The organism is Cupriavidus sp. 10L43_2, assembly GCF_056395265.1.
On the sequence record NZ_JBFTJE010000014.1, the window covers coordinates 118,221 to 143,457 of the forward strand.

General features: G+C 69.8%; 20 protein-coding genes. 13 read left to right on the forward strand and 7 right to left on the reverse strand.

What is annotated here, in order from left to right; all coding sequences use genetic code 11:
• The first annotated feature begins 131 nt into the window (after positions 1 to 131).
• Complete coding sequence (locus AC1DEL_RS19420) at positions 132 to 965, forward strand: DUF1653 domain-containing protein (protein WP_477126147.1); 834 nt, start codon at positions 132 to 134, stop codon at positions 963 to 965.
• On the opposite strand, the gene AC1DEL_RS19425 is transcribed toward AC1DEL_RS19420, so the two are convergent.
• From AC1DEL_RS19425 to AC1DEL_RS19440, 4 genes are all read right to left on the reverse strand, one after another.
• A complete protein-coding gene (locus tag AC1DEL_RS19425) occupies positions 962 to 1,246 on the reverse strand; it encodes a winged helix-turn-helix domain-containing protein (RefSeq protein WP_477126137.1) in 285 nt (94 codons plus the stop codon). The genes AC1DEL_RS19420 and AC1DEL_RS19425 overlap by 4 nt on opposite strands.
• Positions 1,247 to 1,430: 184 nt before the next feature.
• A complete protein-coding gene (locus AC1DEL_RS19430) occupies positions 1,431 to 3,689 on the reverse strand; it encodes a xanthine dehydrogenase family protein molybdopterin-binding subunit (protein WP_477159154.1) in 2,259 nt (752 codons plus the stop codon).
• A gap of 13 nt (positions 3,690 to 3,702) precedes the next feature.
• Positions 3,703 to 4,161: a (2Fe-2S)-binding protein gene (locus AC1DEL_RS19435; RefSeq protein ID WP_092298240.1), complete on the reverse strand. Its 459-nt coding sequence runs from the start codon at positions 4,159 to 4,161 to the stop codon at positions 3,703 to 3,705.
• Positions 4,162 to 4,381: 220 nt separating this feature from the next.
• Complete coding sequence (locus tag AC1DEL_RS19440) at positions 4,382 to 5,263, reverse strand: c-type cytochrome (protein ID WP_092298237.1); 882 nt, start codon at positions 5,261 to 5,263, stop codon at positions 4,382 to 4,384.
• A 324-nt stretch (positions 5,264 to 5,587) separates the two neighbouring features.
• Between AC1DEL_RS19440 and AC1DEL_RS19445 the strand changes: the two genes are divergently transcribed.
• The 5 genes from AC1DEL_RS19445 to AC1DEL_RS19465 all read left to right on the forward strand — a co-directional run bounded on the left by AC1DEL_RS19445 (position 5,588) and on the right by AC1DEL_RS19465 (position 14,613).
• Positions 5,588 to 8,332: a diguanylate cyclase gene (locus AC1DEL_RS19445; RefSeq protein ID WP_477126138.1), complete on the forward strand. Its 2,745-nt coding sequence runs from the start codon at positions 5,588 to 5,590 to the stop codon at positions 8,330 to 8,332.
• Between the two features lie 423 nt (positions 8,333 to 8,755).
• Positions 8,756 to 10,066 (forward strand): dicarboxylate/amino acid:cation symporter, encoded by a 1,311-nt coding sequence (locus AC1DEL_RS19450; protein WP_441591841.1) that lies wholly within the window; start codon positions 8,756 to 8,758, stop codon positions 10,064 to 10,066.
• Between the two features lie 207 nt (positions 10,067 to 10,273).
• On the forward strand, positions 10,274 to 12,196 hold the full coding sequence (locus AC1DEL_RS19455; protein ID WP_477126139.1) for a sensor histidine kinase: 1,923 nt from the start codon (positions 10,274 to 10,276) through the stop codon (positions 12,194 to 12,196).
• A gap of 31 nt (positions 12,197 to 12,227) precedes the next feature.
• Positions 12,228 to 13,547 carry a sigma-54-dependent transcriptional regulator gene (locus AC1DEL_RS19460; RefSeq protein ID WP_092298445.1) on the forward strand — a complete coding sequence of 440 codons (1,320 nt, stop codon included), beginning with the start codon at positions 12,228 to 12,230 and terminating at the stop codon, positions 13,545 to 13,547.
• 466 nt (positions 13,548 to 14,013) lie between these two features.
• Positions 14,014 to 14,613: a helix-turn-helix domain-containing protein gene (locus AC1DEL_RS19465; protein ID WP_092298228.1), complete on the forward strand. Its 600-nt coding sequence runs from the start codon at positions 14,014 to 14,016 to the stop codon at positions 14,611 to 14,613.
• A 96-nt stretch (positions 14,614 to 14,709) separates the two neighbouring features.
• Here AC1DEL_RS19465 and AC1DEL_RS19470 read toward each other — a convergent pair whose 3' ends face one another.
• Entirely contained in the window at positions 14,710 to 15,759 is a 1,050-nt protein-coding gene (locus tag AC1DEL_RS19470) for an ornithine cyclodeaminase (protein ID WP_477126140.1), read from the reverse strand.
• Positions 15,760 to 15,772: 13 nt separating this feature from the next.
• Complete coding sequence (locus AC1DEL_RS19475) at positions 15,773 to 16,651, reverse strand: dimethylarginine dimethylaminohydrolase family protein (RefSeq protein ID WP_092298225.1); 879 nt, start codon at positions 16,649 to 16,651, stop codon at positions 15,773 to 15,775.
• A 143-nt stretch (positions 16,652 to 16,794) separates the two neighbouring features.
• Between AC1DEL_RS19475 and AC1DEL_RS19480 the strand changes: the two genes are divergently transcribed.
• Positions 16,795 to 17,217, forward strand: coding sequence for an Lrp/AsnC family transcriptional regulator (locus AC1DEL_RS19480; RefSeq protein WP_144197369.1), 423 nt, complete (start codon positions 16,795 to 16,797; stop codon positions 17,215 to 17,217).
• On the opposite strand, the gene AC1DEL_RS19485 is transcribed toward AC1DEL_RS19480, so the two are convergent.
• A complete protein-coding gene (locus tag AC1DEL_RS19485; protein ID WP_477126141.1) occupies positions 17,205 to 19,010 on the reverse strand; it encodes a chloride channel protein in 1,806 nt (601 codons plus the stop codon). The genes AC1DEL_RS19480 and AC1DEL_RS19485 overlap by 13 nt on opposite strands.
• A 109-nt stretch (positions 19,011 to 19,119) precedes the next feature.
• Here AC1DEL_RS19485 and AC1DEL_RS19490 point away from each other — a divergent pair, with 109 nt between their 5' ends.
• The 6 genes from AC1DEL_RS19490 to AC1DEL_RS19515 all read left to right on the forward strand — a co-directional run bounded on the left by AC1DEL_RS19490 (position 19,120) and on the right by AC1DEL_RS19515 (position 25,232).
• The gene (locus AC1DEL_RS19490) at positions 19,120 to 20,250 is read left to right on the forward strand and encodes an HPP family protein (RefSeq protein ID WP_092298217.1); all 1,131 of its coding nucleotides are present in this window, start codon (positions 19,120 to 19,122) and stop codon (positions 20,248 to 20,250) included.
• A gap of 271 nt (positions 20,251 to 20,521) precedes the next feature.
• Entirely contained in the window at positions 20,522 to 21,625 is a 1,104-nt protein-coding gene (locus AC1DEL_RS19495) for an AI-2E family transporter (RefSeq protein ID WP_092298214.1), read from the forward strand.
• Entirely contained in the window at positions 21,622 to 22,314 is a 693-nt protein-coding gene (locus AC1DEL_RS19500) for a paraquat-inducible protein A (protein ID WP_092298211.1), read from the forward strand. The genes AC1DEL_RS19495 and AC1DEL_RS19500 overlap by 4 nt, the downstream gene beginning before the upstream one ends.
• Entirely contained in the window at positions 22,311 to 22,991 is a 681-nt protein-coding gene (locus tag AC1DEL_RS19505) for a paraquat-inducible protein A (RefSeq protein ID WP_477159155.1), read from the forward strand. Before AC1DEL_RS19500 ends, AC1DEL_RS19505 begins: the two co-directional genes overlap by 4 nt.
• Positions 22,978 to 24,630: a PqiB family protein gene (locus AC1DEL_RS19510; protein WP_092298205.1), complete on the forward strand. Its 1,653-nt coding sequence runs from the start codon at positions 22,978 to 22,980 to the stop codon at positions 24,628 to 24,630. The genes AC1DEL_RS19505 and AC1DEL_RS19510 overlap by 14 nt, the downstream gene beginning before the upstream one ends.
• On the forward strand, positions 24,627 to 25,232 hold the full coding sequence (locus AC1DEL_RS19515) for a PqiC family protein (RefSeq protein ID WP_092298202.1): 606 nt from the start codon (positions 24,627 to 24,629) through the stop codon (positions 25,230 to 25,232). Before AC1DEL_RS19510 ends, AC1DEL_RS19515 begins: the two co-directional genes overlap by 4 nt.
• Positions 25,233 to 25,237: the final 5 nt, after the last annotated feature.

Genomic DNA, 25,237 nt, shown 5'->3' on the forward strand with positions numbered 1-25,237 from the left:
ACGAGGGTTGTCGTTTTCAAGACAGGGGCTGAATACGGGGTTTCCCTACACAAGGGTTTACCCTATGGCTTATGATCCGCCGCAACCGTGGAGTCTATATCTTGGCGAATCCCATTCCGAAGTCGATACCGATGCCGAACGACCCGGACCTTGTGCCGGGCATGCCTTACCGCCACTACAAGGGCGGCGCCTACCGTGTGACCGGCCTGGGCCGCTTCGAGGCCGACCTGGCGCCCGTGGTGGTCTACGAGTCCATGCGCGACCGCTCGATCCTGTGGGTGCGCACGGCGGAAGTCTTCACCGAGCCAGTGCGGACCGACGCGGGCGAGATGCCCCGCTTCGCGCCGGACTGGCCGGCCGCGCTGGCCTGCCTGGACTTCCTGCCGCGCCAGACCGTGCTCCAGGCGCTGGCGCTCTATGAGGCGCCCTATCGCCGCTACCACGACCGCACCCATGTGCTCGAGATGTTCGAGGTGGCGCACGCCCGGGGCCTCGCGCTGAACCCGGCGCAGGCGCTGGCGGTGCTGTTCCATGACGCGGTGTACGTGCCCGGCTGCGAGCACAACGAGGCCGCCTCGGCGGCGTTGATCGAAACGATGGTGGGGGATGTGGATGCCGACGTGCTGCGTCAGGCCATGCAGATCGTGCTGGACACCCGCGCGCACACGCCGACGGCGCCCGACGCGGCCACGGTGCTCGATCTGGACCTGTACCGGCTGGCGGCCCCCGCCGAGGCGTTCGACGCCTATACGCAAGCCGTGTTCGAGGAGAACCGCGCGCTGCTGGCCCGGCGCACCGGGCTGGCCGGCGCGGCGCTGCACGCGGCCTTCATGGCACGCCGCGTGGGCTTCCTCACTACGCTGGCGCAGCGCGAGCGGCTGTTCCTGACGCCCGCCTTTGCCGATGCCGAGCAAGCCGCGCGCGACAACATCGCCCGGATCGCGGCCGCCCGGCCCCGGGCTTAGTCGAGTCCGCTGCTGTCGAGGTAGCCCAGCGCCTCGCGCACCTCGCGGCGCGCCTTGAGCACATAGCCGACCCGGCGGTCGCGAATGACGAGGACGAGCACCTCGGCCTGCACCATCTCGCCGAAATGATGGGCCGCGCGATGGAGGGTGAGCCCGGCAAGCTGGGCGAGCTGGTCGGCCGGCAGGCCGTCATCGCCGGCCTCGAGCAAGGCGCGGCAGATGGCCGCGCGCGCGGGCACGGCGAGCAGCGCAAACGTCAGCGCGCTTTCCTGAGTGGCCATGTCCAACCCCGTGTCGTCGTGTATGCAGTGGTTTGTAGCGCGGTAACGCGGCAAACGCAAGCCTCGACGGCATTCGTCCCGCCCCCGTTGGCACGGGAAGTGGGGCGAAATAGACCTAACTGCGGGGCCTAACCTGGACGATGCGGCCGGCCCGGACCAGCCGGGCCGACGCGGCCAGCGTGCCTCAGACCACGAACGGCAACTGGCGCTGGCGCTTGCCAGTGAGGCGGAACAGCGCGTTGGCCACTGCCGGCGCGATGGCCGGCACGCCCGGTTCCCCGAGGCCGGTCGGGTTGTCCTGCGAGGGGACGAAGAACACGTCCACCTGCGGGGCGTCCGGCATGCGGGGCGGCGGGTAGTCGGGGAAGTTGCTGTTCTTCACCGCGCCGTTCTCGATCTCGATGGCAAACCCGGGCCGGGTCATCGACAGCCCGAACACGCAGCCGCCCTGGATCTGCGCCTCGGCCGAGAGCGGATTGACCACGCGGTTCGCGTGCACGCCGGCGGTCACACGGTGCACGCGCGGCTCACCCTTGACTACCGACACGTCCACCACATAGGCCACCACCGAGCCGAACGACTCATGCACGGCCACACCCCAGGCATGCCCCTTCGGCAGCTTCTTCTTGCCGTAGCCGGACTTGTCCACCGCCAGTTGCAGCGCGGCGCGGTGCCGGGCGTGCTTTTGCGGGTCCAGCCGGGCCAGGCGCCACGCCACCGGGTCCTGCCTGGCGGCGGTAGCCATCTCGTCGGCCAGCGTTTCCTTGACGAAGCCCGTGTGCGTGTTGCCCACCGAGCGCCACCAGAGCACCGGCACGTCCACCTTCGGATGATGCACGGCCAGTTGCAGCGGCACGTCGTAGTCGTTCTCGACGATGCCCTCGGTCATCGTCACGTCCACGCCGTTCTTGACCATCATCGACTCGAACGGCGTGCCGCTGACGATCGACTGGCCGACGATGGTGTGCTGCCAGCCCACCACGGCGCCCTTGGCGTCCACGCCGATGCGCGCGCGGTGCACGTGCAGCGGCCGGTAGTAGCCGCCCTTGATGTCGTCCTCGCGGCTCCACATCACCTTGAGCGGCTCGGTGTGGCCGTTGCCGACCCACGTGCGCAGCACGTTGGCGGCTTCCACCAGATAGTCCGAGGTCGGCACCGCGCGCCGGCCGAAACCACCGCCGGCCATCATCGTGTTCAGCGTGACCTTCTCCGGCGCCAGCCCCAGCGTGCGGGCGATGGCGGCCTGGTCGACGGTCTGGAACTGCGAGCCCACCCACACCTTCACCGCCGTGGCCTTGTTGCCGGCAACCTCGGCCTGCATGGTGCAGTTGAGCGGCTCCATCGGCGCGTGGGCCAGGTACGGCAGGCGGTATTCGGCGTCGATGACCTTCGCCGCGCCCTTGAGCGAGGCGTCGATGCCGTCCAGCGGCCTGGCCACCGTGCCCGGCTGCGTGGCCAGCTTGCTGTACTGGTCGAACAGCGCGGCGGTGCTCACCGTCGAGCCGGTGTCTTCCCAGACGATCTCCAGCGCCTCGCGCGCGGTCTTGGCGGGCCAGTAGCCATCGGCTACCACGGCCACGCCGGTGCCGCCACGGTCCACGGGCACCAGCATCACATCGACCACGCCCTTGATCTTGCGCGCGCGGTCGGCGTTGAACGTCTTGACCTTGCCGCCAAAGCGCGGCGGGCGGGCCACCACGGCCACGACCATGTCCTTGAGCCGGGTGTCGATGCCGAACACGGCGTCGCCGTGCAGCTTGGCCGCCGAATCCAGGCGCGGCGTGGGCTTGCCGACGATGCGGAACTGCGCCGGGTCCTTGAGCGTGACCTGCGCCGGCACGGGCAGGCCCATGGCGGCGTTGGCCAGCTCGCCATACGTCGCGCGATGGCTGCCGGAGGTGACCACGCCCAGCGACGTGCTGCAGCTCGCCGGGTCCACCTTCCACTGCTGGGCCSCCGCCGAGATCAGCATCGCCCGGGCGCGCGCGCCCAGCTCACGATACTGCTGGAACGAGTGGTTCAGGGCCGTGGAGCCCCCGGTGATCTGGATGCCGAAGGCGGGGTCCTTGTACGCGTCGCCGGCCGGGGCCAGCACCGCGCGCACGTTCTTCCAGTCCACATCCAGTTCCTCGGCCAGCGCCATCGGCAGGGCCGTGTGCACGCCCTGGCCGAACTCGAGCCGGTTCACGGCCACCGTCACGGTGTTGTCCGGGCCGATGATCAGGAACGCCTGCGGCGCGGACGGCGCCTTGGGGGCGCCTTCCTGGGCCTGCGCAACCGCGCTGAGCCCGCCGATGCCGATCGCCAGCCCGCCGCCAGCCAGCCCGCCCAGCTTCAGGAAGCTGCGCCGCGAGAGCGGGGCGATGCCTTCTGCCGGCGCGGACGCCTCGTTCACCGGCGCGCCGCTGCCGCCGGCCAGTGCTTCAATGCCACGAATTCGCATGATGATTCCCCGCTCAGGCGATGGCCCGGGCGGCATCCTTGATGGCCGCGCGAATCCGTTGATAGGTGCCACAGCGGCAGATGTTGCCAGCCATGGCCTGGTCGATGTCGGCGTCGGTGGGGCGCGGCTTGCTGCGCAGCAGGCCCACGGCGCTCATCACCTGCCCGTTCTGGCAGTAGCCGCACTGGGCCACGTCGTGGCGCAGCCAGGCGTCGAGCACGGCGCGGCCGATCTTGTCGTCCGGCATCGATTCGATGGTGCCGACCTTGCTGCCGGCCACGGCCGAGATCGGCATCACGCAGCTACGCGTGGCCTGGCCGTTGATGTGGACCGTGCAGGCGCCGCAGGCGGCCATGCCGCAGCCGAACTTGGTGCCGGTCATGCCGAGGTTGTCGCGCAGGGCCCAGAGCAGTGGCGTGGACGGATCGGCGTCCACGTCCACGGTCTTGCCGTTGAGGGTGAGGGTAGTCATTGCGGGGAACTCCTTGGGTGCGTTGCCCTTAGTCTTCTTGCATCGCACCGCCGGGCTCGTTGGCAAGCAACGTGGCACGGGATCCCTGGCCACCCGGCGGCGCCCACGGAGGATAGAACAAATTCGAGAAACGTGCGCCGCCCTACGCACACGGGTGGGCGTGCACCGGGATGGGGCGAAACGAAAGTTTCTGGGCCCTGCTAATTAAGTAGCGCCCCTTCTATTTAGTCGCGGACAAATAGAGATGCAGCGCGTTGAGGTCGGTGTCGTTCATCTTGGCGAACGAGGAGAACGGCATGACCCGGCTGACGTCGGTGCCGTCGGGCCGCTTGCCGGTGCGCATCATGGCGACGAACTGGTCCGGCTGGGGGTAGCGCTTCATCACGCCGTTCGGGCGCAGGTCGGCAGCCGGCGGCCAGTCGGGCGGCGCGCCGGGGATATGGCCGCCGCGCAGGTCGCCGCCATGGCAGCCCATGCAGGCATTGGCCATGTACTGGCCATAGGCCGGCGTCACCGCGGCGGCAATCGCCGGCGCGGGCGGCAGGTCATGGTTGATCTTCTCGGCGGCGTCCCGGATCACGCCCGCGCCGTACAGCCCCTGCGCGAACCACGGGAAGCGCACTTCGGCCGGCTGCCCGTTGGCCGGCGGCAGGCTGCGCACGTAGGCCACCAGCGCGCCGAAGTCCTCGTTTGAAAGCCGGTTGTAATCCTCGCTCGGCATGATCAGCAGCGGCCGGCCCGTTGGCGCCACGCCGTGGCGGATGGCGCGGTCCCAGTCCTCCGGGCGGTATTTGGCGACGTCGGGGTTGGCCTGGGTGATGTCCGGCGCCCGCACGCGCAGGCCGTTGGGCTCGTCGAAGACCTGCTTGCCGGCGCCCTTGGCGCCGTGGCAGTCCATGCAGCCGCGCGATTCGTAGAGATATTTGCCATGGGCGATGGCGGCGGTGTCGGTGGGAATCGTCACCGGGGTCACGTTGACCTTCACGGTCCGCGCGAGCTTGCGTCCGCCCCACCAATAGGTACTGCCCACGGCCACCACCACCACGACAACGAAGGTAATCGACGCCGAACTGGCGATGCGGAAGAATCGCGCAATATCCATGGGTTCCCCTCTCCGTGGCGGAGGCACGGCCGCCGCGCGGCCCGCCCCGGCCTGATTGCAGCCGGATCGGGGCGCGGATTCTGTGCGCGATGATACAGACGCCGACCGCCCGCGGCATCGGGTCTTCCCCACCCCCTACCAAAAAATGCGCCCGAGCGCCAGCCCCAACAACGCCCCGCCATGCCCCGTATCTCGGGGCTCGTCCGCCCCGCAGAACGACTACATTGCGCCATACGCTGGGCAGGGGTGCGACCGTTGCACCGGCACCCGCCGTACCCCGGACCGCCTCCTGATGCACAGGGGCAGCCATCGACAACACAAGACATGACGCCAGAGACGGCCGCGAACCCCCTCCAACCCCCGCCCCCGGCGGCTGCCCCCTGGCGGCGGCGGCTGCAGGGCGCGCTGCTGGCACTGTGCACGCTCGCCGGGGTGGCGGCCATCTGGGCTGGCCACGAACTGCTGGTCTCGGCCGCGCTGGTGGCGATCTTCCCGGCCTGCATCGCCTTCATGAGCGCGCAGAATCGCAAGAGCCGCGCCAACCTGCGCAGCAGCGAGCAGCGCTTCCGGCAGGCGCTGGAGCATTCGGCCATCGGCATGGCGCTGGTCGGGCTGGACGGGCGCTGGCAACTGGTGAACCGGGCCATGTGCGAGCTGCTCGGGTACACGCCCGAGGAGTTCCGGGAGATTCCGTTCCAGCGGATGACCCACCCGGACGACCTGGACGCCGACCTGCGCCAGCTGGAACGCCTGACCGCCGGCGAGATCGACGCCTACCGCATGGAAAAGCGCTACCGCCACAAGGACGGCCGCTACCGCTGGGCGCTGCTGGCCGTGTCGATGGTGCGCAACCAGCAGACCGGCCAGCCGGACCATTACATCTCCCAGATCGAGGATATCCACAGCCGCAAGACGGACCACGAGCGCATGGAACAACTGGCACGCCGCATGGAACTGGCCGTGGAAGCCGGCGGCGTGGGCATCTGGGAATGGGATTTCACCAACGCCACCATCACCTGGGACGCCCGCATGCACGCGCTGCACGGCACCTCGGTGGAGCTGGGCGCGCCCACGCTGGCGCAGTGGATCGCCATGCTGCACCCCGAGGACGTGAGCCGGGTCAGCACCGAGATGCGCCAGGCGATTCGCGGCGTGCATCGCTTCGACACCGAATACCGCGTGGTCTGCCCCACCGGCGAGGTGCGCCACGTGCGCGCCATGGCCATGGTCTCGCACCACGACGATGAGGACGACGACGATGGCGGCGGCGGCGCCAGCGCAGGCACCCCCACGCGCCGCGGCATGACGCGCGCCCTGGTCGGCACGAACTGGGACATCACCGAGCAGCGCCGTCTGAACCGCGCGCTGTTCGAGGAAAAGGAGCGGCTGCACATCACCTTGCGCTCGATCGGCGACGCGGTGATCTGCACGGACCGCGTGATGCGCGTGACCTTCATGAACCCGATCGCCGAGCAGCTCACCGGCTGGAGCATGGACGCCGCGATGGGCCAGCCGCTCGAGCAGGTCTTCCGCATCGTCGATGAAATCACCGGGGTGACCATCCCCAGCCCGGTGGAGCAGTGCCTGCAAACCCTGCGCCCGGCCTACCTCCAGGAAGGCGCGGTGCTGCAAAGCCTGACCGGCGAGCGCCACGACGTGCAGGACTCCGCCGCGCCGGTGCTGACCAATGACGGCGGCGTGCTCGGCGCCGTGCTGGTGTTCCAGGACATCACGACCTCCCGGGCGCTGCAGCGCGAACTGGCCCACTCGGCCACCCACGACGCCCTGACCGGCCTGCCCAACCGCGCCTGGTTCGAAAAGCGCCTGCGCGAGTCCTGCGAGGCCGCCCGGCTGCACGGCCACCGCGCCGCGCTGTGCTTTATCGATCTGGACCGCTTCAAGATCGTCAACGACACCGCCGGCCACGGCGCCGGCGACGTGCTGCTGCGCGAACTGGGCTACGTGATCCGCCACCACGTGCGCCCGGACGACCTGCTCGCCCGGCTGGGCGGCGACGAATTCGCGTTGCTGCTCAAGGACTGCTCGGTGGACCAAGCCGAGCACGTGTGCCAGAAGGTCATCGACGCCGTGCGCGAGCGCCGCTTCCCGTGGGAAGGCCGCGTCTACGACGTGGGCGCGAGCATCGGCATCGCCGCCATCGACGCGGACACCCCGCCGGTAGGCGAGCTGATGAGCCGCGCCGACGTGGCCTGCTACGCCGCCAAGGCTGCCGGCCGCAACCGGGTCTCGGTCTACCGGCGCGATGAAAGCGACGCGCGGCGCCATCACCGCGAGCTGGAAGTGGCCGCCGGCATCCATTCGGCCCTCGACGCCAACCGCTTCCGCCTCTACGCCCAGGAGATCCGCTCGCTGCGCGAGGGCGAGCAGGGCCGGCACGTCGAGATCCTGGTCCGCATGGTCGATGAGCAAGGCGCGCTGATCATGCCCGGCGCGTTCATCCCGGCCGCCGAACGCTACGACCTGATGGGTCACATCGACCGCTGGGTGATCCGCAACGTGCTGCACCAGTACGGGCGGCGGCTGGCGGCGGTGCCGGGGCTGTCGGTGTCGATCAACCTGTCGGCCAACTCGCTGGGCGAGCCCTTCCTGCTGCCCTTCCTGCACGACGCCCTGCGCGACTCCGTGCTCCCCGCCAACCGCATCCGGCTGGAGATCACCGAGACCGCGCTGATCAACAACATGACCGCCGCCAGCCGGCTGGTGGCCGAGATGCGCAGCACCGGCTGCACCGTGGCGCTGGACGACTTCGGCGCCGGCCTTTCGTCGTTTTCCTATCTGAAGCAGTTCCCGGTGGACTACCTCAAGATCGACGGCAGCTTTATCCGCAACCTCACCGGCAGCGTGGTGGACCGCGAGATCGTCAGTTCGATCAACGACATCGGCCACCGGCTGGGCGTGCAGACCGTGGCCGAGTCCGTGGAGGACGAGGAAACGCTGGGCACGCTGCGCGCGATCGGCGTGGACTACGCCCAGGGCTATGTGATCGGCCGGCCGGTGCCGGTGGAGCAGTTGCTCGAGGCGTGGGAGCACGAGGCGGACGCGGCCTGACCTGTTAACGGCGACACCACAAACCACGCCCAGGCGCACATCGACACCACCGTTTCTCCCTCTCCCCTCAGCGGGAGAGGGCCGGGGAGAGGGGTGGTCTAGCAAGCGACCACACACAGCGGGGCCCTCGGTGTGCTCCAGCGCGCAGGCTTCGGCCAGCGCCGGCCCTCTCCCCCAACCCCTCTCCCGCAAGCGGGCGAGGGGAGCAAAACATCACATGGCCGTTCGGATTTCCGAACGGCCTCCCCACCCATCCGTCCGGATTCCCGAACGCCGCGCCGCCAGCGCGCGTAAATTCCCTTTCTATTCATCGACTTACCCCCTCCCCCAGGCGCCGCCGCGCTGGCACGCCTCGTGCACACCTAGGCGCCGCTGTCAGGGCGCGACGCCTACGTGCCCGACCCCAAGGAGGATGTACTGACGATGACAATGAAGCGACTGCCCACACTGATCTTCATCGCGATGCTGCTCGGCGTTCTGGCCGGCACCGCTGCCCACCACCTGGCGCCCGACGCCGCCACCGCGAAATCGATCGCGGACCACTTCGCCATCCTCACCGACATCTTCATGCGGATGATCAAGATGATCATCGGCCCGCTGGTGTTCGCCACGCTGGTCGCCGGCATCGCCGGCATGGGCGACGGCAAGGCCGTCGGCCGCATCGGCCTGAAGGCGATGGCCTGGTTCCTGGGCGCATCGATCACCTCGCTGCTGCTGGGTCTGGTGATGGCCAACCTGCTGGCGCCGGGCCACGGCATGAACCTGCCGCTGCCAGCCGCGGACGCCGCCTCGAACCTGAAGACCGGGGCGCTGAACCTGCGCGAGTTCATCGCGCACATGTTCCCCAAGAGCTTCGTGGAGGCCATGGCCACCAACGAGATCCTGCAGATCGTGGTGTTCTCGCTGTTCTTCGGCTTCGCGCTCGGCACGCTCAAGGACGGCATCGGCAAGCCGGTGCTGCAGGGCGTGGACGGCCTCGGCCACGTCATGCTGAAGGTCACCAACTACGTGATGGCGTTCGCGCCGGCTGGCGTGTTCGGCGCCGTGGCCGCCGTGATCACGGCGCAGGGCCTGGGCGTGTTGACCGTCTACGCCAAGCTGCTGGGCAGCCTGTACCTGTCGCTGGCGCTGCTCTGGGTGGCGCTGATCGCCGGCGGCTACTACTTCCTGGGAAGTGACATCTTCCGCCTGATCCGCCAGCTCCGTGCGCCGCTGATGATCGGCTTCGCCACGGCCAGCAGCGAATCGGCCTACCCGAAGGTGATCGAGCAGCTCACGCGCTTCGGCGTGAAGCCGCGCATTACCGGCTTCGTACTGCCGCTCGGCTACTCGTTCAACCTGGACGGCTCCATCATGTACACCTCGTTCGCCGCGCTGTTCGTGGCGCAGGTGTACGGCATCCAGCTCTCGCTCACGCAGCAGATCACCATGCTGCTGGTGCTGCTGGTGACCAGCAAGGGCATCGCGGGCGTGCCGCGCGCCTCGCTGGTGGTGGTGGCCGCCGTGCTGCCGATGTTCGGCCTGCCTGAGGCCGGCATCCTGCTCGTGTTGGGGATCGATCACATCCTGGACATGGGCCGTACCGTCACCAATGTGCTGGGCAATGCCATTGCCACGACCGTCGTCGCCAAAAGCGAAGGCGCGATCGGCGCGCCGGATCTCTCCGACGAGGACGACACCTCGGCGGACAGCAACACCGGCCTGACACCCGCTCAGGCGCTGGCCAGCAAGTAAGCCGGCCAGGCGTGCCAGGGCCCGGTTGCCGATCAGGCGGCCGGGCCTTTTTGCGTTTACCGGGACGTCTGACCTGTCCGATTTGGCCGGCACTTGCATGGGGTGTGGTAAAACGTGGGCCTCGCCGCGGATCCGGCCCGCACCGCGCCAGCAGCATGCGGCGTCGGCGTCACCCGACGGCTGTGCATCCGCCTCACAGAATTCCTCATGACCGGCCCCCTGTCCTCCGCCGATACCGGCCTCGCTCCTGGCGGGGGCGGCGGCACCTCGCCCTGGCGCCGCGCCGCGCCGATCGTCGCCCTGCTGGCCCTGGCCGCGCTGGTGACGGCCGCGGGCTGGCTCGGCTATCGCTTTACCTATGACACCGCGCTGAACCGCCAGGCCGAACGTGGCCAGGTGCAGATGCGCCTGTACGCCCAGGCGCTGGAGAGCGAACTGGCCCGTTTCGACTACGTGCCGAGCCTGCTCTCGCTCGATGCCCGCATCGAGGGGCTGCTGCGCCAGCCGGGCAACCCCGAGCGCGTGGCCGCCGCCAACGCCTACCTCGCCGCGCTGAACGGCCGGGCCGGCACCCGCGTGGTCTATATTCTCGACGCGCGCGGCAAGGTCCTCGCGACCAGCAATTTCCAGCGTCCCGACAGCTATCTCGGCGAAGACCTGAGCTTCCGCCCCTACTTCCGCAGCGCCATCGAAGGCCAGCTCGGCCGCTTCTACGGCGTGGGCACCACGCGCAGCGAGTCTGGCTACTACCTCTCCGCCCCGCTGGGCGACCGTGACAAGCCGGTGGGCGTGGCGGTGGTCAAGATCGGCCTGGAGCCGCTCGAGAACCGCTGGCAGGGCAACGACAGCCAGATGCTGCTGAGCGACGAGAACGGCGTGGTGATCCTCGCTTCGGACCCGTCCTGGAAGCTGGCCGCCACGCGGCCGCTGGCGCCGGCCCAGCGCGAGAAGCTGGACCGCTCGCTCCAGTACAACCGCGCCCCGCTGCCCCCGCTGGCGCTGACCACGGTGCGCGAACTCGGCCCCGGCCCCAGCGAGGGCGGCGACGCCCTGGTACGGCTGCGCCAGGGCCCGCCGATGCTGGCCCAGCACCTGGCCCTGCCCGGCACCGACTGGAACCTGACCCTGCTGACCAATACCTCGCAGGCCCGCGTGGCCGCGCTCAACAGCGCGGCGCTGGCCGGCGTGCTGGCGGCGTTCGTGCTGCTGCTCGGGGCGGCCTGGAACGTGCGGCGGCGCATCGTCAGCGAGCGGCTGGCGGCGCGCACGGCGCTGGAGGCGGCCAACAGCGAACTCGAACGCAAGGTGGCCGAACGCACCGCCGACCTCTTCGCCGCGAACCAGCAACTGCATGCCGAAGTGGCCGAACGCACCCGCACCGAGACCTTCCTGCGCCAGGCGCAGGACGGGTTGATGCAGGCCGGCAAGCTCGCGGCGGTGGGCCAGATGTCGGCCGGCATCGCCCATGAACTGAACCAGCCGCTCGCGGCGCTGCGCACGCTCTCGGGCAACACCGGCAAGTTCCTCGAACGCGGCGACCACGCCACGGCGCAGGAAAACCTCGGCAAGATCATCGGGCTGGTGGACCGCATGGGGCGCATCACGGGCGCGCTGAAGTCCTTCGCGCGCAACCCGTCGGTGGGCCAGCGCGGCACGGCCCGCCTGGCCGAGGCAGTGGACAACGCGCTGTTCCTGCTGGAGACGCGCATCGCGGCGGTGGCGCCGGCCATCGAGCGCGACATCGACCCCCATCTGATGGTGGCCTGCGACCCGAACCGGCTCGAGCAGGTGCTCGTCAACCTCGTCGGCAATGCACTCGATGCAATGACCGCGATGGCCGGCCGCACGGCGCCCCGGCTCTCGCTGCACGCCTACCAGAGCGGCGGGCTGGTGCACCTGACCGTGCGCGACAGCGGCCCGGGGCTGTCCGAGGCGGCCTTCGCGCGGCTGTTCGAGCCGTTCTTCACGACCAAGCCGGCTGGCGAGGGGCTGGGCCTCGGCCTGACGCTGTCCGCCGGCATCCTGAACGAGAACGGCGGCACGCTGACCGCGATCAACCATCCCGAGGGCGGCGCCTGCTTTACGCTCGCCCTGCCCGAGGCCGGGCCGGAGGCGCGGCATGTCGGCTGAGGTGCAGCAGCCGGACGCCATGACGGCTGGCATGACGACGATGACGGTGATGATCGTCGAGGACGACCCGGACGTGCGGCTCGGCTGCGAGCAGGCACTGCGGCTCGAAGGCATGGCCACGCGCGGCGTGCCCAGCGCCGAGGCCGCGCTGCGCGAGGTGCAGGCCGGCTACGCCGGCATCGTCGTCAGCGACATCCACCTGCCCGGCGCCGACGGCATGGCGCTCCTGCGCGAGCTGATGACGCGCGACGCCGCGCTGCCAGTCATCATGATCACCGGTCACGGCGACGTGTCGCTGGCCGTGCAGGCGATGAAACAAGGCGCGTACGACTTCCTCGAGAAGCCGTTCTCGCCCGAGCGGCTGGTGGCCACATGCCGCCGCGCGCTCGACAAGCGCCGGCTGGCGCTGGAAGTGGCCGAGCTGCGCGCGCGGCTGGCCGGGCGCGAGACGCTGTCCGCCCGGCTGATCGGCGACTCCCCGGCCATCGGCCGGCTGCGCCAGATGATTGCCGACCTGGCCGACACCGCCGCCAACGTGCTGATCCACGGCGAGACCGGCACCGGCAAGGAGCTGGTGGCGCGCTGCCTGCACGAAGCCAGCGGCCGGCGGGCGCGCCATTTCGTGCCGATCAACTGCGGCGGCCTGCCCGAACAGCTGTTCGAATCGGAGATCTTCGGCCACGAGGCCGGCTCGTTCACGGGCGCCGCGCGGCGCCGCATCGGCAAGATCGAGCATGCCGACGGCGGCACGCTATTCCTCGACGAGATCGAGAGCATGCCGATGCCGATGCAGATCAAGCTGCTGCGCGTGCTGCAGGAGCGCGTGGTGGAGCGGCTGGGCTCCAACCTGCCGGTGCCGGTGAACGCACGCGTGGTGGCGGCGACCAAGGCGGACCTGCGCGCGCTGGCGGATGCCGGCCAGTTCCGCGCCGACCTGTACTACCGGCTGAACGTGGTGACGCTGGCCCTGCCGCCGCTGCGCGAGCGGCGCGAGGACGTGCCGCAGCTATTCGAGCATTTCGTCGCCCAGGCCGCGCTGCGCTTCGAGCGCGAGGCCGTGCCGGCCACGGCGGCCGAGCTGGCCCGGCTGGTGGCCTACCCCTGGCCCGGCAATGTGCGCGAGCTGCGCAACCTGGCCGAACGCCACGTGCTCGGCCTGGGCTGCGACCCCGCCCAGGGTGGCGCCGCGCCGCACGCGCTGCCGCTCCCCCAGGCCGTGGAGCAGTTCGAGCGCGCGCTGATCGCCGATGCGCTGCGCCGCCACGATGGCAACCTGAGCCGCGCCGGCGAGGCGCTGGGCGTGGCCAAGACCACGCTGTTCGACAAGGTGAGGAAGTACGGGCTGAACTGACCGTCACGCCGTCGACGGCAATGTATCGAATGTACGAGCGGGGGAACTGCCGCGCCTGGCACCTGTCCCTTGAGAGGTGCGCTGGGACTGGCACGCGGGCAAAAATGCCGGCGAGAATGCGAACCGGCAGCGTTGGTGCCGTCCACCGAAGCTGCCCGATGTACGTTAAACAACAAAAGTGTGACGCCAACCACGGGTTTCCCTGTGGCGGCACAGCGCGATGAAGCCATACTATTGGCATGGCGGAACCCTACCGACAGGCGGCACAGACTGCCAGGTTCCAACCGCGCGCGCGGGCACCTGAGCCCACGCACGCGTAAAAGCAACAAAGACCGGCCGGGGAGCGGGTCGCAAATGTCAGGGTCAGTAAATCCGGCAGCCCGGATCAAAACGGCGTGGCGCGTCCGAGGGTGCCACGCGGCGAGCAACTGGCGCCGTGCTGCCGATCGACACTACGGGTGATTGGATGAAACTGGATCCGGAACTGGCTGAAAAGCCCTACTACAGCACGCGGACCGCGGCAAAACTTCTCAACGTCTCGTTGGGCACCGTCCAGAAAATGGTCGAACGCGGCGAATTGGGCGCGTGGAAGACCAACGGCGGCCATCGGCGCATTCACAAGGAAACCGTCCATCGCCTGCTGGCGAGCCGCGCCACGCCTGACATGGCCGCCGAGCACGACCTCGACCTTGTGGTGTTTCACCCGAACCACCAGGAAGCGCAGCGCATCAGCGCCCAGCTGGGCAAGTGGTCGCTGCCGCTCAAGAGCCAGGTGCTCGAGGACGTGGTCGACACGGTCATCACCTCGGTCGACGCCCGGCCGCGCGTGGTGCTCTACTACGTGGAGGAGCTGAACGACGCCGAGTCGGCGACCATCGAGAAGCTCCAGAATTTCTTCGCGCGGCAACGCGTGATCTTCGCCGTGATCACCAACCGCCAGGCCTATGACGGCGTGGCCGATGCACTCCAGCAATGGGGCATCATGGTGTTCCTGAAGACGCCGTCGCTGGAAGAGATCAAGGGCTTCCTGCGCGCGCAGCTGATGATGGGGCGCGTGGGCGCCTGAGCGCAGGCTGGCTCCCCTCCTCCTTCCGGGAGAGGGGAGCAAGACCACGCGTCCGGTATTAAGTAAGAGCCCCGTACACTCCCGCTCCCCTTCCCCTCAGGCCGCCACGGCTTCCTGGCAGGACGCCATCATCCAGCCGTACAGGTCGCGCGGGTCCGGCGGCAGCGCCACGAGCGCGATCGGCCGTCCCACCCCATGGGCGCGCGCGGCGGCATGGAGCCAGCGCAGCACGGCGTAGTCCTCCAGCGCGAATCCCACCGAATCGAAGATCGTCACATCGTCCGCCGACACCCGGCCCGGCGCGGCGCCTGACAGCACTTCCCACAACTCATGCACCGGCGCCTCGGGCCATTGCTGGATCTCGCCCTCGATGCGGGACTGCGGGGCGTACTCCACCACGATGCGCGCGGCGTGCAGAATGTCCGCGTGCAGCTCGGTCTTGCCCGGGCAGTCGCCGCCCACGGCGTTCAGGTGCATGCCGGGGCGGATCATGTCCGGCATGAGGATGGTGGCGTGGGTCTTGTCGGCCGTCACCGTGGTCACGATGTCGGCCCCCGCCAGCGCGGCCGAGATCGACCCCACCGGCACGATCGACAGGCCCGCCACGCCGGCAAGGTTGTGCACCAGCCGCGCGGTGGCCGCCGGGTCGATGTCGTAGGCGCGGATCTCGCGCACGCCGAGCATCGCGTGGAAGGCCAGCGACTGGAATTCGGCCTGCGCGCCGTTGCCGACCAGCGCCATCGTGCGGGCACCGGGCCGGGCCATGGCGCGCGCCGCCAGCGCCGAGGTGGCGGCCGTGCGCAGCGCCGTGGCCAGCGTCAGGTCGGCCAGCAGCAGCGGGAAGCCCGTGCGCACATCGGCCAGCATGCCGCAGGCCATCACCGTCGGCAGCGCCTGCTGCGCGTTGCCGGGATGCCCGTTGACGTACTTGAAGGCGAACTGCGCGCCGTCGCTGACCGGCATCAGCTCGATCACGCCCACCGGCGAATGGCTGGCCAGCCGCGCCGATTTCTCGAAGGCCGGCCAGCGCAGAAAGTCTTGGCGGACGTGCTCGGCGACCTCGCCGATGGCCCGGGCGACGCCGATGCGGCGCACCAGCGTGGCGGCGTCGGCGGCATCCAGGAAGGTTGTCATTTTGGCCGTCATGGCGGTCTCCTGGTCATGCGGCCACGGCGCGGCGCGCGGGCGTGCTGGTGCGATCCAGGCGCAGCGTCATGCAGTAAGCCCCGCCGCCGGAGAGCATGTACGGCGACAGGTCTACCTCGTGCAGCCGGTAGCCGCGCCGGCCCAGTTCGCCGCGCAGATGCGGCGTGGTGCGGGTCATCACCACGTGGTCGTCCAGATTGACGGCGTTGACGCTGAAGTGGCGCAGGTCGTCCTCGGTGGCCTCGATGCGCAGTGCCGCCGGCACGCGCGCGTGCAGGGTGCGCAGCGCCGCCGCCGAGAACGCCGGCGGGTAATAGAGCACCTCGCCGCCGGCCAGCGGACAGAAGCAGACGTCGAGGTGATAGCTCTGCTCGGTGGCCAGTTCCAGCGCCACCACCTCCTGTCCAAACTGCGCGCCGACGGCATCGGCGGCCTCGCGCGAGGAGCGCGGACCGAAGCCGGCCCAGAAATGGCCGCGCTGCGCGTCCCAGATGCAGTCGCCCGCCCCTTCCTGATAGCAGCCCTCGGGCAGCGTGATCACGCTGTCGAGCAGACCGCGCGCGCGCAGCGCGTCGAAGATTGCCGCGAACGGCGCTTCTTCGCCCCGGCGCTGCGGGTAGCGGAAGCGCGCCAGCACGGCCTTGCCGTCGAGCACGACCGCCGCGTTGGCCGGGAACACCATGTCGGGCTGGCCCGGCGCCCCTTCGGCCACCTCGACGGCAAACCCGGCGGCGGTCAGCGCGGCGTGGAGCGCGTCGAACGACGCCCGGGCCTGGCGATGCATGCCGCGCGGGTCGCGCGCCCAGGCTGCCGGGTCCATCCACGGGTTGATGCTGTAGGACACGTCATAGAACGTGGGGGCGATGAGGAGGATGGTCGGGCGGTCGGTCACGGGGGCTCCTTTGTCTGTTGTGGCTGCCGTGCGTGCATTGTGGTGCCCGCCCGCGCCAACAAATAGTCAGCAAGATGGACAAAATGCGCGCACGATTCGACAATTCGCCAGCATAAGGCGACAAATCGCCAGAGGAGCCCCCGATGGACGCCACCGACCAACAACTGTTGAGCCTGTTGCGCGACAACGCCCGCACGCCCGTGACGGCGCTGGCCAAGGCGCTGCGCGTCTCGCGCGCGACGGTGCAGAACCGGATCGACAAACTGGAGAAGGAAGGGCTGATCGTCGGCTACACGGTGCGACTCAAGGCAGAGGCCGAGCCGCACCGCATCCGCGCCTGGATGACGGTGGCCGTGGAGGGCAATCGCGCCCGGCAGGTGCTGCAGGCCCTGCGCGGCGAGCCCAATGTGCAGACCCTGCATACGACCAACGGCCGCTGGGACATCATCGCCGAACTGCGCGCGGACACGCTGGAGCAGTTCGACCGCACGCTGGACCGGATCCGGCTGATCGAGGGGATCTCGGCCACCGAAACCAGCATCCTGCTGACCAGCTACAAGCTCTGACCGACCCCGCGCACCGCGCGCACTGCCCCGCGCAGCCGCTCGCGGCGGGTTTCCTCGTGCATCACATGGCCGCTCGGGGCCAGCAGGTCGCGTAGCGCGACGATGCCGACGATGCGCATCGTCGCCACGCTCTCCACCACCGGCAGGCGCGCCACGCTCAGTTCGGCCATGCGGCCGGCGGCGGCGCGGCCAGTCAGCGCGGGCAGCAGCGCGGCGGGCGCGGCATCGCCCTGCCCCGCCACCAGATCCCCGCAACGCAGCCCCGCATCGTCCCCGGCATGGGCCGCGACGATGGCCGTGCGATGGAGCATGCCGACCAGCCGGCCCGCGCGCACCACCGGGTAGGCGCGATGGGCGGCGTGGTCACCGAAGTAGCGCGGCAGGGCGTCGGCCACGGGTAGTTCGGCGTCGATGGTCACTACGTCGCGCGTCATCAGTTCATCCACGTGGGCGCGTTCGAGCGGGTCCACGCCGTACTCCCGATAGATATGGAGCCCGCGCCGGGCGATCTTCTCGGTCATGATCGACCGCTTCATGGTCAGCACCGAGAAACCGTAGGCCACCGCCGTGGTCAGCAGCAGCGGCAGCAGCGCCTCGCTGTCATGCGTGAGGCCGAAGGCGAAGACGATGGCGGTCAGCGGTGCGCCCAGCACGCTGCCGAGCACGCCGGCCATGCAGACCAGCGCCCAGAGCGCCGGGGAGCCGCCCGGCAACACCGGCGCCAACACCACGCCCAGYCCGGCGCCGAGCATCAGCAGCGGCGCCAGCACGCCGCCCGAGGTACCCGAGCCCAGCGCGGCAATCCAGATCACGGCCTTGACGGCCAGCAGCGCCACGGCCACCTCCAGCGCGAGGCGGTTGTTGAGCAGGTCGCCGATCACGTCGTAGCCCACGCCCAGCGCGCGCGGCTCGAAATAGCCGCCAATGCCCACCACCAGCCCGCCGATGGCCGGCCACCACATCCAGTGCAGGCGCAGCTTGCCGAACGCGTCTTCGGTGCGATAGAGCGCCAGCGTCAGCCCCGCGCCGAGCACGCCACACAGCAGCCCGGCCAGCACGCACGAACCCAGCGCCAGTGTGCTGGCCGGCGCGGTCTGGAGCGGGAACAGCGGGCCGGCCTCGAACACGAACGGCCGCAGGAAGCCCGCCACGGCGCAGGCCAGCGCCACCGGCAGCAGGCTGCGCGGGCGCAGCTCGAACAGCAGCAGCTCGATGGCCAGCAGCACGGCGGCCACCGGCGTGCCGAAGATCGCCGTCATGCCGGCGCAGGCGCCCGCCACCAGCAGCGTCTTGCGCTCGGCGGCGGTCAGGTGCAGGTACTGGGCCAGCAGCGAGGCGATGGAGCCGCCGGTCATGATGATCGGCCCCTCGGCCCCGAACGGCCCGCCGCTGCCGATCACGATGCCGGACGACAGCGGCTTGAGCACGGCCACCTTCGGCGACATGCGGCTCTTGCCGAACAGCACCGCCTCGATGGCCTCGGGGATGCCGTGGCCGCGGATCTTGTCGCTGCCGTAGCGTGCCATCAGGCCGACGATCAGCCCGCCGATGGCCGGCACGACGATTACCCAGGGGCCCAGCGCGTGGCTGGCCGGCGAGCGCTCCGCGAAGGAGATCGTCTGGAAGAAGAACAGGTTGGTGAAGAAGCGGATCAGATTGACCAGCACGAAGGCGGCGCCGGTGCTGATCGCGCCGATGGCCAGCGCGATGCCGGCCAGCATGGGCAGGCGGCCGTTGGCGGCGTAGTCGCGTTTCTCGAACGGGACGGGGTCGGAATGTGATGAGGGAGGCATAAGGGGGAGCGGGGGCAGGGGGGCGCAGTCCGGAGGCCGGCGCAATATATCATGCGATGATATATTTGCGGACCCCCCGCATTCTGAGCGCCCCTGCTCCCCGATATCGATGCCCGCCGCATTCGACACTTCCCAACCCGTTGCCAAGGCACGTGCCTGGCTGCGCACTTTCGTGCCGATGCCGATCGCCGCGAGCCTTGGCGAGCGCCTGAAAAGCTGCCTTGGCGCGCTGATCGGCCTGTTCCTGACCGAGTGGATCTGCCGCCGCTTCCTGCAGGGCTTCAACCCGTGGTTCATCGCGCCGATGGGCGCGTCGGCCGTGCTGCTGTTCGCCGTGCCGTCCAGCCCGCTGGCCCAGCCGTGGTCGATCATCGGCGGCAATCTGGTCGCCGCCACCGTGGGCGTGGCCTGCGCGCGCTGGATTCCGGACCCTGGGCTGGCGGCCGGCGTGGCCGTGGCGGGCGCCATCGCCCTGATGTTCCAACTCCGCTGCGTGCACCCGCCCAGCGGTGCCGTCGCCGTCACAGCGGTGCTGGGCGGCCCGGCTGTGCAGGCGCTGGGCTTCGGCTTCGTGGTGATGCCGGTGGCCATCAATTCGATGCTGCTGCTGCTGGCCGCCCTCGCCTTCAACAACTTCGCCCGGCGGCGCTATCCGCATCGGCCGCCCGAAGCCGCCACGCAGCATCACACCCGCGACGTGCCGCCAAGCCAGCGCGTGGGCGTGACGCGCGCCGACCTGGACGCCGTGCTGGCCGCGCGCGGCGAGTTCCTGGACATCGAGGAAGACGATCTCGAGGCCATCATCGTGGAGGCCGAGCTGCGCGCCTATCGGCGCCGCTTTGGCGATGTGGCGTGCGGGGACATCATGTCGCGGGACGTGGTGGCCGTGCGCCCCGGCCAGGCCGCCGCGGACGCCGCCGCGCTGCTGGCGCGCCATCACATCAAGGCGCTGCCCGTGGTGGACGGCCGGCGCCGCCTGCTCGGCATCCTCACCCAGACCGACTTTTTCCGCGCCCAGCGCATGCACTCGCGCCGCGTGAACGGCACCGTGCGCGACCTGATGACCCGCGCGGTGGTCACCGCGCGCCCCGACCAGCCCATCGTGGACCTGGGCCGCGCCTTCTCCGACGGCGGGCTGCACCATGTGCCGGTGATCGACGACAACCGCTGCGTGGTCGGCATGGTCACCCAGACGGACCTCGTGGCGGCCCTGCTGCGCCGGGGCGTGACGGAGCCGTGATGGCGGCTTGAGGCGCCGGCCCTCTCCCCCGGCCCCTCTCCCAAAGGGAGAGGGGAGCCAACCACCGGCATCTCAAGCGCTATCTGGGGTCTCCCCTCGCCCGCTTGCGGGAGAGGGGCCGGGGGAGAGGGCCAGCCTCTCCACGAAGTCTCCGCCCCACATCCCGCCTCCCATTACACTCATCCAGGCCAGCGCCCCCGGCGGCGCTGTCATCGATTTCCGCTATGCTTACGGCGTTTCCGTCACACGGCCGCCCCTGGAGATCTGCCCGATGAGTTCCGGACAATTGATTGAAAAGCTCGCCGCCGTCTTCGCGCTGATCGTGTTGATCGGCGGTTCGCTGCTGGTACTCGCCCCGTTCGCCACCGCGCTGCTGTGGGGCGCGATCCTCGCGTACGCCTCCTGGTACCCCTATACCGTACTCACGCGCTGGCTCGGCAACCGGCGCGGCATCGCCGCCCTGATCTGCGTGCTGATTTCCACGGTCATCGTGCTCGGCCCGTTCGTCTATGCCGGCGCCAGCCTCTCCGGCCATCTGGACGATCTCCAGGCGCTGGTCGAACGCTATACCCAGCACGGCATTCCCCAACTGCCCGAATGGCTCAGCAGCCTGCCCTTCGTCGGCAACCAGCTCGCCAACGCGTGGCAGGAGGTCATCACCGCCGACTCCGAGATGGTGGCCAACCTGCGCAAGCTGATCGCGCCGGTCGGTCATGTGCTGCTGGGCGCGGGCCTGTCGATTGGCGCCGGGCTGGGCCAGCTGGCGCTCTCCATCGTCCTGGCGTTCTTCTTCTATACCGGCGGCGAACTGGCCGTGCAGTGGCTGCGCGGCGGCATGCGCCGCGTGGCGGGCGAGCGCGCCGACCACCTGCTGGCGCTGGCCGGCAGCACGGTCAAGGGCGTGGTCTACGGCGTGCTCGGCACCGCCTTCATCCAGGCCGTGCTGGCCGCCATCGGCTTCTGGATTGCCGGCGTGCCCGGCGCCGCCATCCTCGGCTTCATCACCTTCTTCCTCTCCGTGGTGCCGATGGGCCCGCCGCTGATCTGGATTCCGGCCGCGCTGTGGCTCTACCACTCGGGCCACACCGGCTGGGCGATCTTCATGGTGATCTGGGGCGGCGCCGTGGTCGGCATGGCGGACAACGTGGTCAAGCCGTTGCTGATCAGCAAGGGCACCGGCCTGCCGCTGATCTGGATCATGATGGGCGTGCTGGGCGGAGCGCTGGCCTTCGGCTTCCTCGGCGTGTTCATCGGCCCGACCGTGCTGGCCGTGGCCTACGCGCTGCTGCGCGACTGGACCATCGGCACGCAGGAACGGCCGCCGATGACCGCCGTCACGGCCACGCCGCCCAAGACCCTCACTCCGGACGCATGACGCCGGCGCCGCACGCTCCTCCCGACACCCCGCAGGACCTGCCCCCGGATCTGCACCGGCTGGTGGCCTGCGAATACTGCGACGCGCTCTACGAACGCACCGCGCTGGCCCCCGGCGAGCGCGCCGCCTGCCTGCGCTGCGGCGGCCCGCTCTACCGCGAAAGCTCGCGCGCCTACCGCCGCCTGCTGCCGCTGGTGGTGACGGCGCTGATCCTGTTCCTGATCTCCAACGCCTTCCCCATCGTCGAGATGGACCTCAAGGGCGTGCGCACCCAGACCACGCTGATCGGCGCCGTGCAGGCGCTGTTCGCGGACCAGATGGCGCCGGTGGCGCTGCTGGTCTTCGCCACTACCATCCTGTTCCCGCTCTCCGAGATGCTGATGATGGGCTACCTGCTGGTGCCGATGTCGCGCCGGCAGATGCCGCCCGGGTTCGACCGCATCGTGCGCGGCATCCGCCAGACCCGGCCCTGGGGCATGATCGAGGTGTTCATGATCGGCGTGCTGGTCACGCTGGTGAAGCTGTCCACCATGGCGCAGGTGCTGCCCGGCGTGGCGCTGTGGTCGTTCGGCGCGCTGGTGATCGTGCTGGCGGCGATGCTGTCGTTCGATCCGCGCGACCTGTGGCACTACCTCGAGCCGCCCGGCGCGGACGAGGTGCCGCCCCGTGACCGGAGCCCAGCGCCATGAAGACGTTCAKGCTACCCGACAACGACGACGACGCACCGCTGCCCCAGGTGCCCACGGCCACCTCGCGCGGGCTGGTGTCCTGCCACGCCTGCGACCTGGTCAGCCCGCGTACGCTGGAAGGCCAGCCCTGCCCACGCTGCGGCGCCACGCTGCACCATCGCAAGCCGGCCAGCCTGGCGCGCACCTGGGCGTTCTTGCTGGCCGCCTATATTCTCTATATTCCCGCCAACCTGCTGCCGGTGATGGTCACGCAGTCGATCCTCGGCACCCAGCGCGACACGATCCTCTCGGGCGTGATCTACCTCTGGGTGTCCGGCTCGCACCTGCTGGCCGGCGTGGTGCTGATCGCCAGCATCGTCGTGCCGCTGCTGAAGATGATGATCCTGACGCTGCTGCTGGTCTCGGTGCACCTGCGCACGTCGTGGCGCATCCGCCAGCAGACCAGGCTGTACTGGCTGGTGGAAATCATCGGCCGCTGGTCGATGCTCGATATCTTCGTGGTGGCGCTGCTCGCCTCGCTGGTGCGCGCCGGCGCGCTCGCCACGATCATCCCGGGCGGCGGCGCGATGGCCTTCGGCGCCGTGGTCGTCCTGACCATGATGGCGTCGCTGAGCTTCGATCCGCGCCTGCTGTGGGACTCACTCGAATTGCCGGAATCCAACGATGCCCGACACTGACAACGCCGCTCCACCCCTTCCGCCCCCGCCGCCCCCCGGCGGCCTGCCCCAGCCCGCGCGGCGCAAGCCGGCGCGCTGGCTGCCCTCGCTGGTCTGGCTGATCCCGATCGTCGCCGCCGTGGTGGGCATCTCGCTGCTGATCAACACGCTGGCCTCGCGCGGGCCCGACATCACGGTGACCTTCCGCACCGCCGAGGGCCTGACGCCGGGCAAGACCGCCGTGCGCTACAAGGATGTCGATATCGGGCTGGTGAAGTCCGTGCGGCTGGCGCCGGACCGCTCGCACGTGGTGGCCATCATCGAGCTGACCAAGGATGCCGAGAACTTCGCCGTCAGCGACACGCGCTTCTGGGTGGTGCGACCGCGCTTCGCGGTCAGCGGGGTGTCCGGGCTGGAGACGCTGCTGTCCGGCGCCTATATCGGCGTGGATGCCGGCAAGTCGCAGTCCAGCACGCGCAGCTTCACCGGGCTGGAGGTGCCGCCGGTGGTCACCACCGATGCCTCCGGCCGGCAGTTCGTGCTGCGCGCGCAGGACCTGGGCTCGCTCGACATCGGCTCACCGGTCTACTACCGCCGCGTGCAGGTGGGCCAGGTGGTGGCCTACCAGCTTGAGCCGAATGGGCGCGACATCACGCTGCGGGTGTTCGTCAACAAGCCGTACGACACGCTCGTCACCGCCGATACCCGCTTCTGGCACGCCAGCGGCGTGGACCTGAAGCTCGATGCGGGCGGGCTCAAGCTCTCCACGCAGTCGCTGGTGACGGTCCTGCTGGGCGGCGTGGCGTTCCAGTCGCCCGACAACTCCTCGGCCCGCACTGCCGCCGCCGAGAACACGCAATACCTGCTCGCCGGCGATCAGTCGGAGGCCATGAAGGAGCCTGATGAACTGGCGCCCGCGCTGGCCGTGCTCAACTTCGACCAGTCCGTGCGCGGGCTGACGCCGGGCGCGCCGGTGGACTTCCGTGGCGTGGTGGTGGGCACGGTGCGCTCCATCGGCATCGAGTACGTGCGCGACAAGAAGGCGTTCCGCATGCCGGTGGTGGTGGAGTTCTATCCGTCGCGCATGGGCTTCCGTGAACGCGACGTGGCCGACGAGGAGCGCAAGCGCGCCATCGTGCAGGGGCTGGTCAAGCGGGGCATGCGCGCGCAGCTACGTACCGGCAACCTGCTGACCGGCCAGCTCTACGTGGCGCTCGACTTCTTCCCGAAGGCGCCGCCGCCGACCGACATCGACCTCAATGCGGCGATGCCGGAACTGCCGACCACGCCGGGCACGTTCGACGCCCTGCAGGCCAAGCTGGGCGATATCGTCAACCGCATCGACAAGGTGCCGTTCGACCAGATCGGGCAGGACCTGCGCACGGCCATGGCCTCGATGAACGCGATGATGGCCTCCGCCGACAAGCTCGTGGCCCAGCTCAACGGCGACGTGGCCCCGCAGGTGCTGGCCGCGCTGCAGGACGCGCGCCGCACGCTGACGGCGGCCAACGGCACGCTGGCCTCTGACGCGCCGTTGCAGCAGGACACGCGCCGAATGCTGCAGGAACTGACGCGCACGGCTGTGTCCCTGCGCGCGCTGACCGACTACCTGGAACGCCACCCCGAGGCGCTGCTGCGCGGCAAGGCGGAGAAACCATGATGAAGCGATCTGCTGACAAGATGAGGATGGCGCCGGCCGTGCTGGCGGCTCTCGCCGCGCTGGCGGTGCTGGCAGGCTGCGCCTCGCCCGAGCCGCGCTACTACACGCTGGCGAACGGCGAAGCCACGGCGCCTGCGGCGGCCACGACTCCGATCTGGATCGAGGTGGCCCCGGTACGGGTGCCCGAGCGGCTGAACCGACCCCAACTGGTGGTGGCGGACGGCAGCGAAGGCGGGCTGAAGCTGCTCGACCTGTCGCGCTGGTCGTCGCCGCTGCCGGACGAACTGCGCGACGCGCTGTCCCAGCAGTTGCAGGCGCGGCTCGGCGCGGTGGATACCTACCAGCAGGGCTTGTCGGAAGTGACGCCGGTGTACCGCGTGACCACGGAAGTGGTGCGGCTCGATGGCGATCTGGGCCAGCGCGCTGCCGCCACCATCGCCTGGACCGTGCGCAAGCTGCCCGACGGCAAGGTGCTGAGCGGCCGCACGCAGACCGAGCTGCCCGCGCCGGGACAGGTGGACGGCATGGTCACCGCCTACCGCCAGATCGTGGCGACCACCGCCGCCGACATCGCCGCCGGCGTGCAATCGCTGCGGCCCTGACCCTT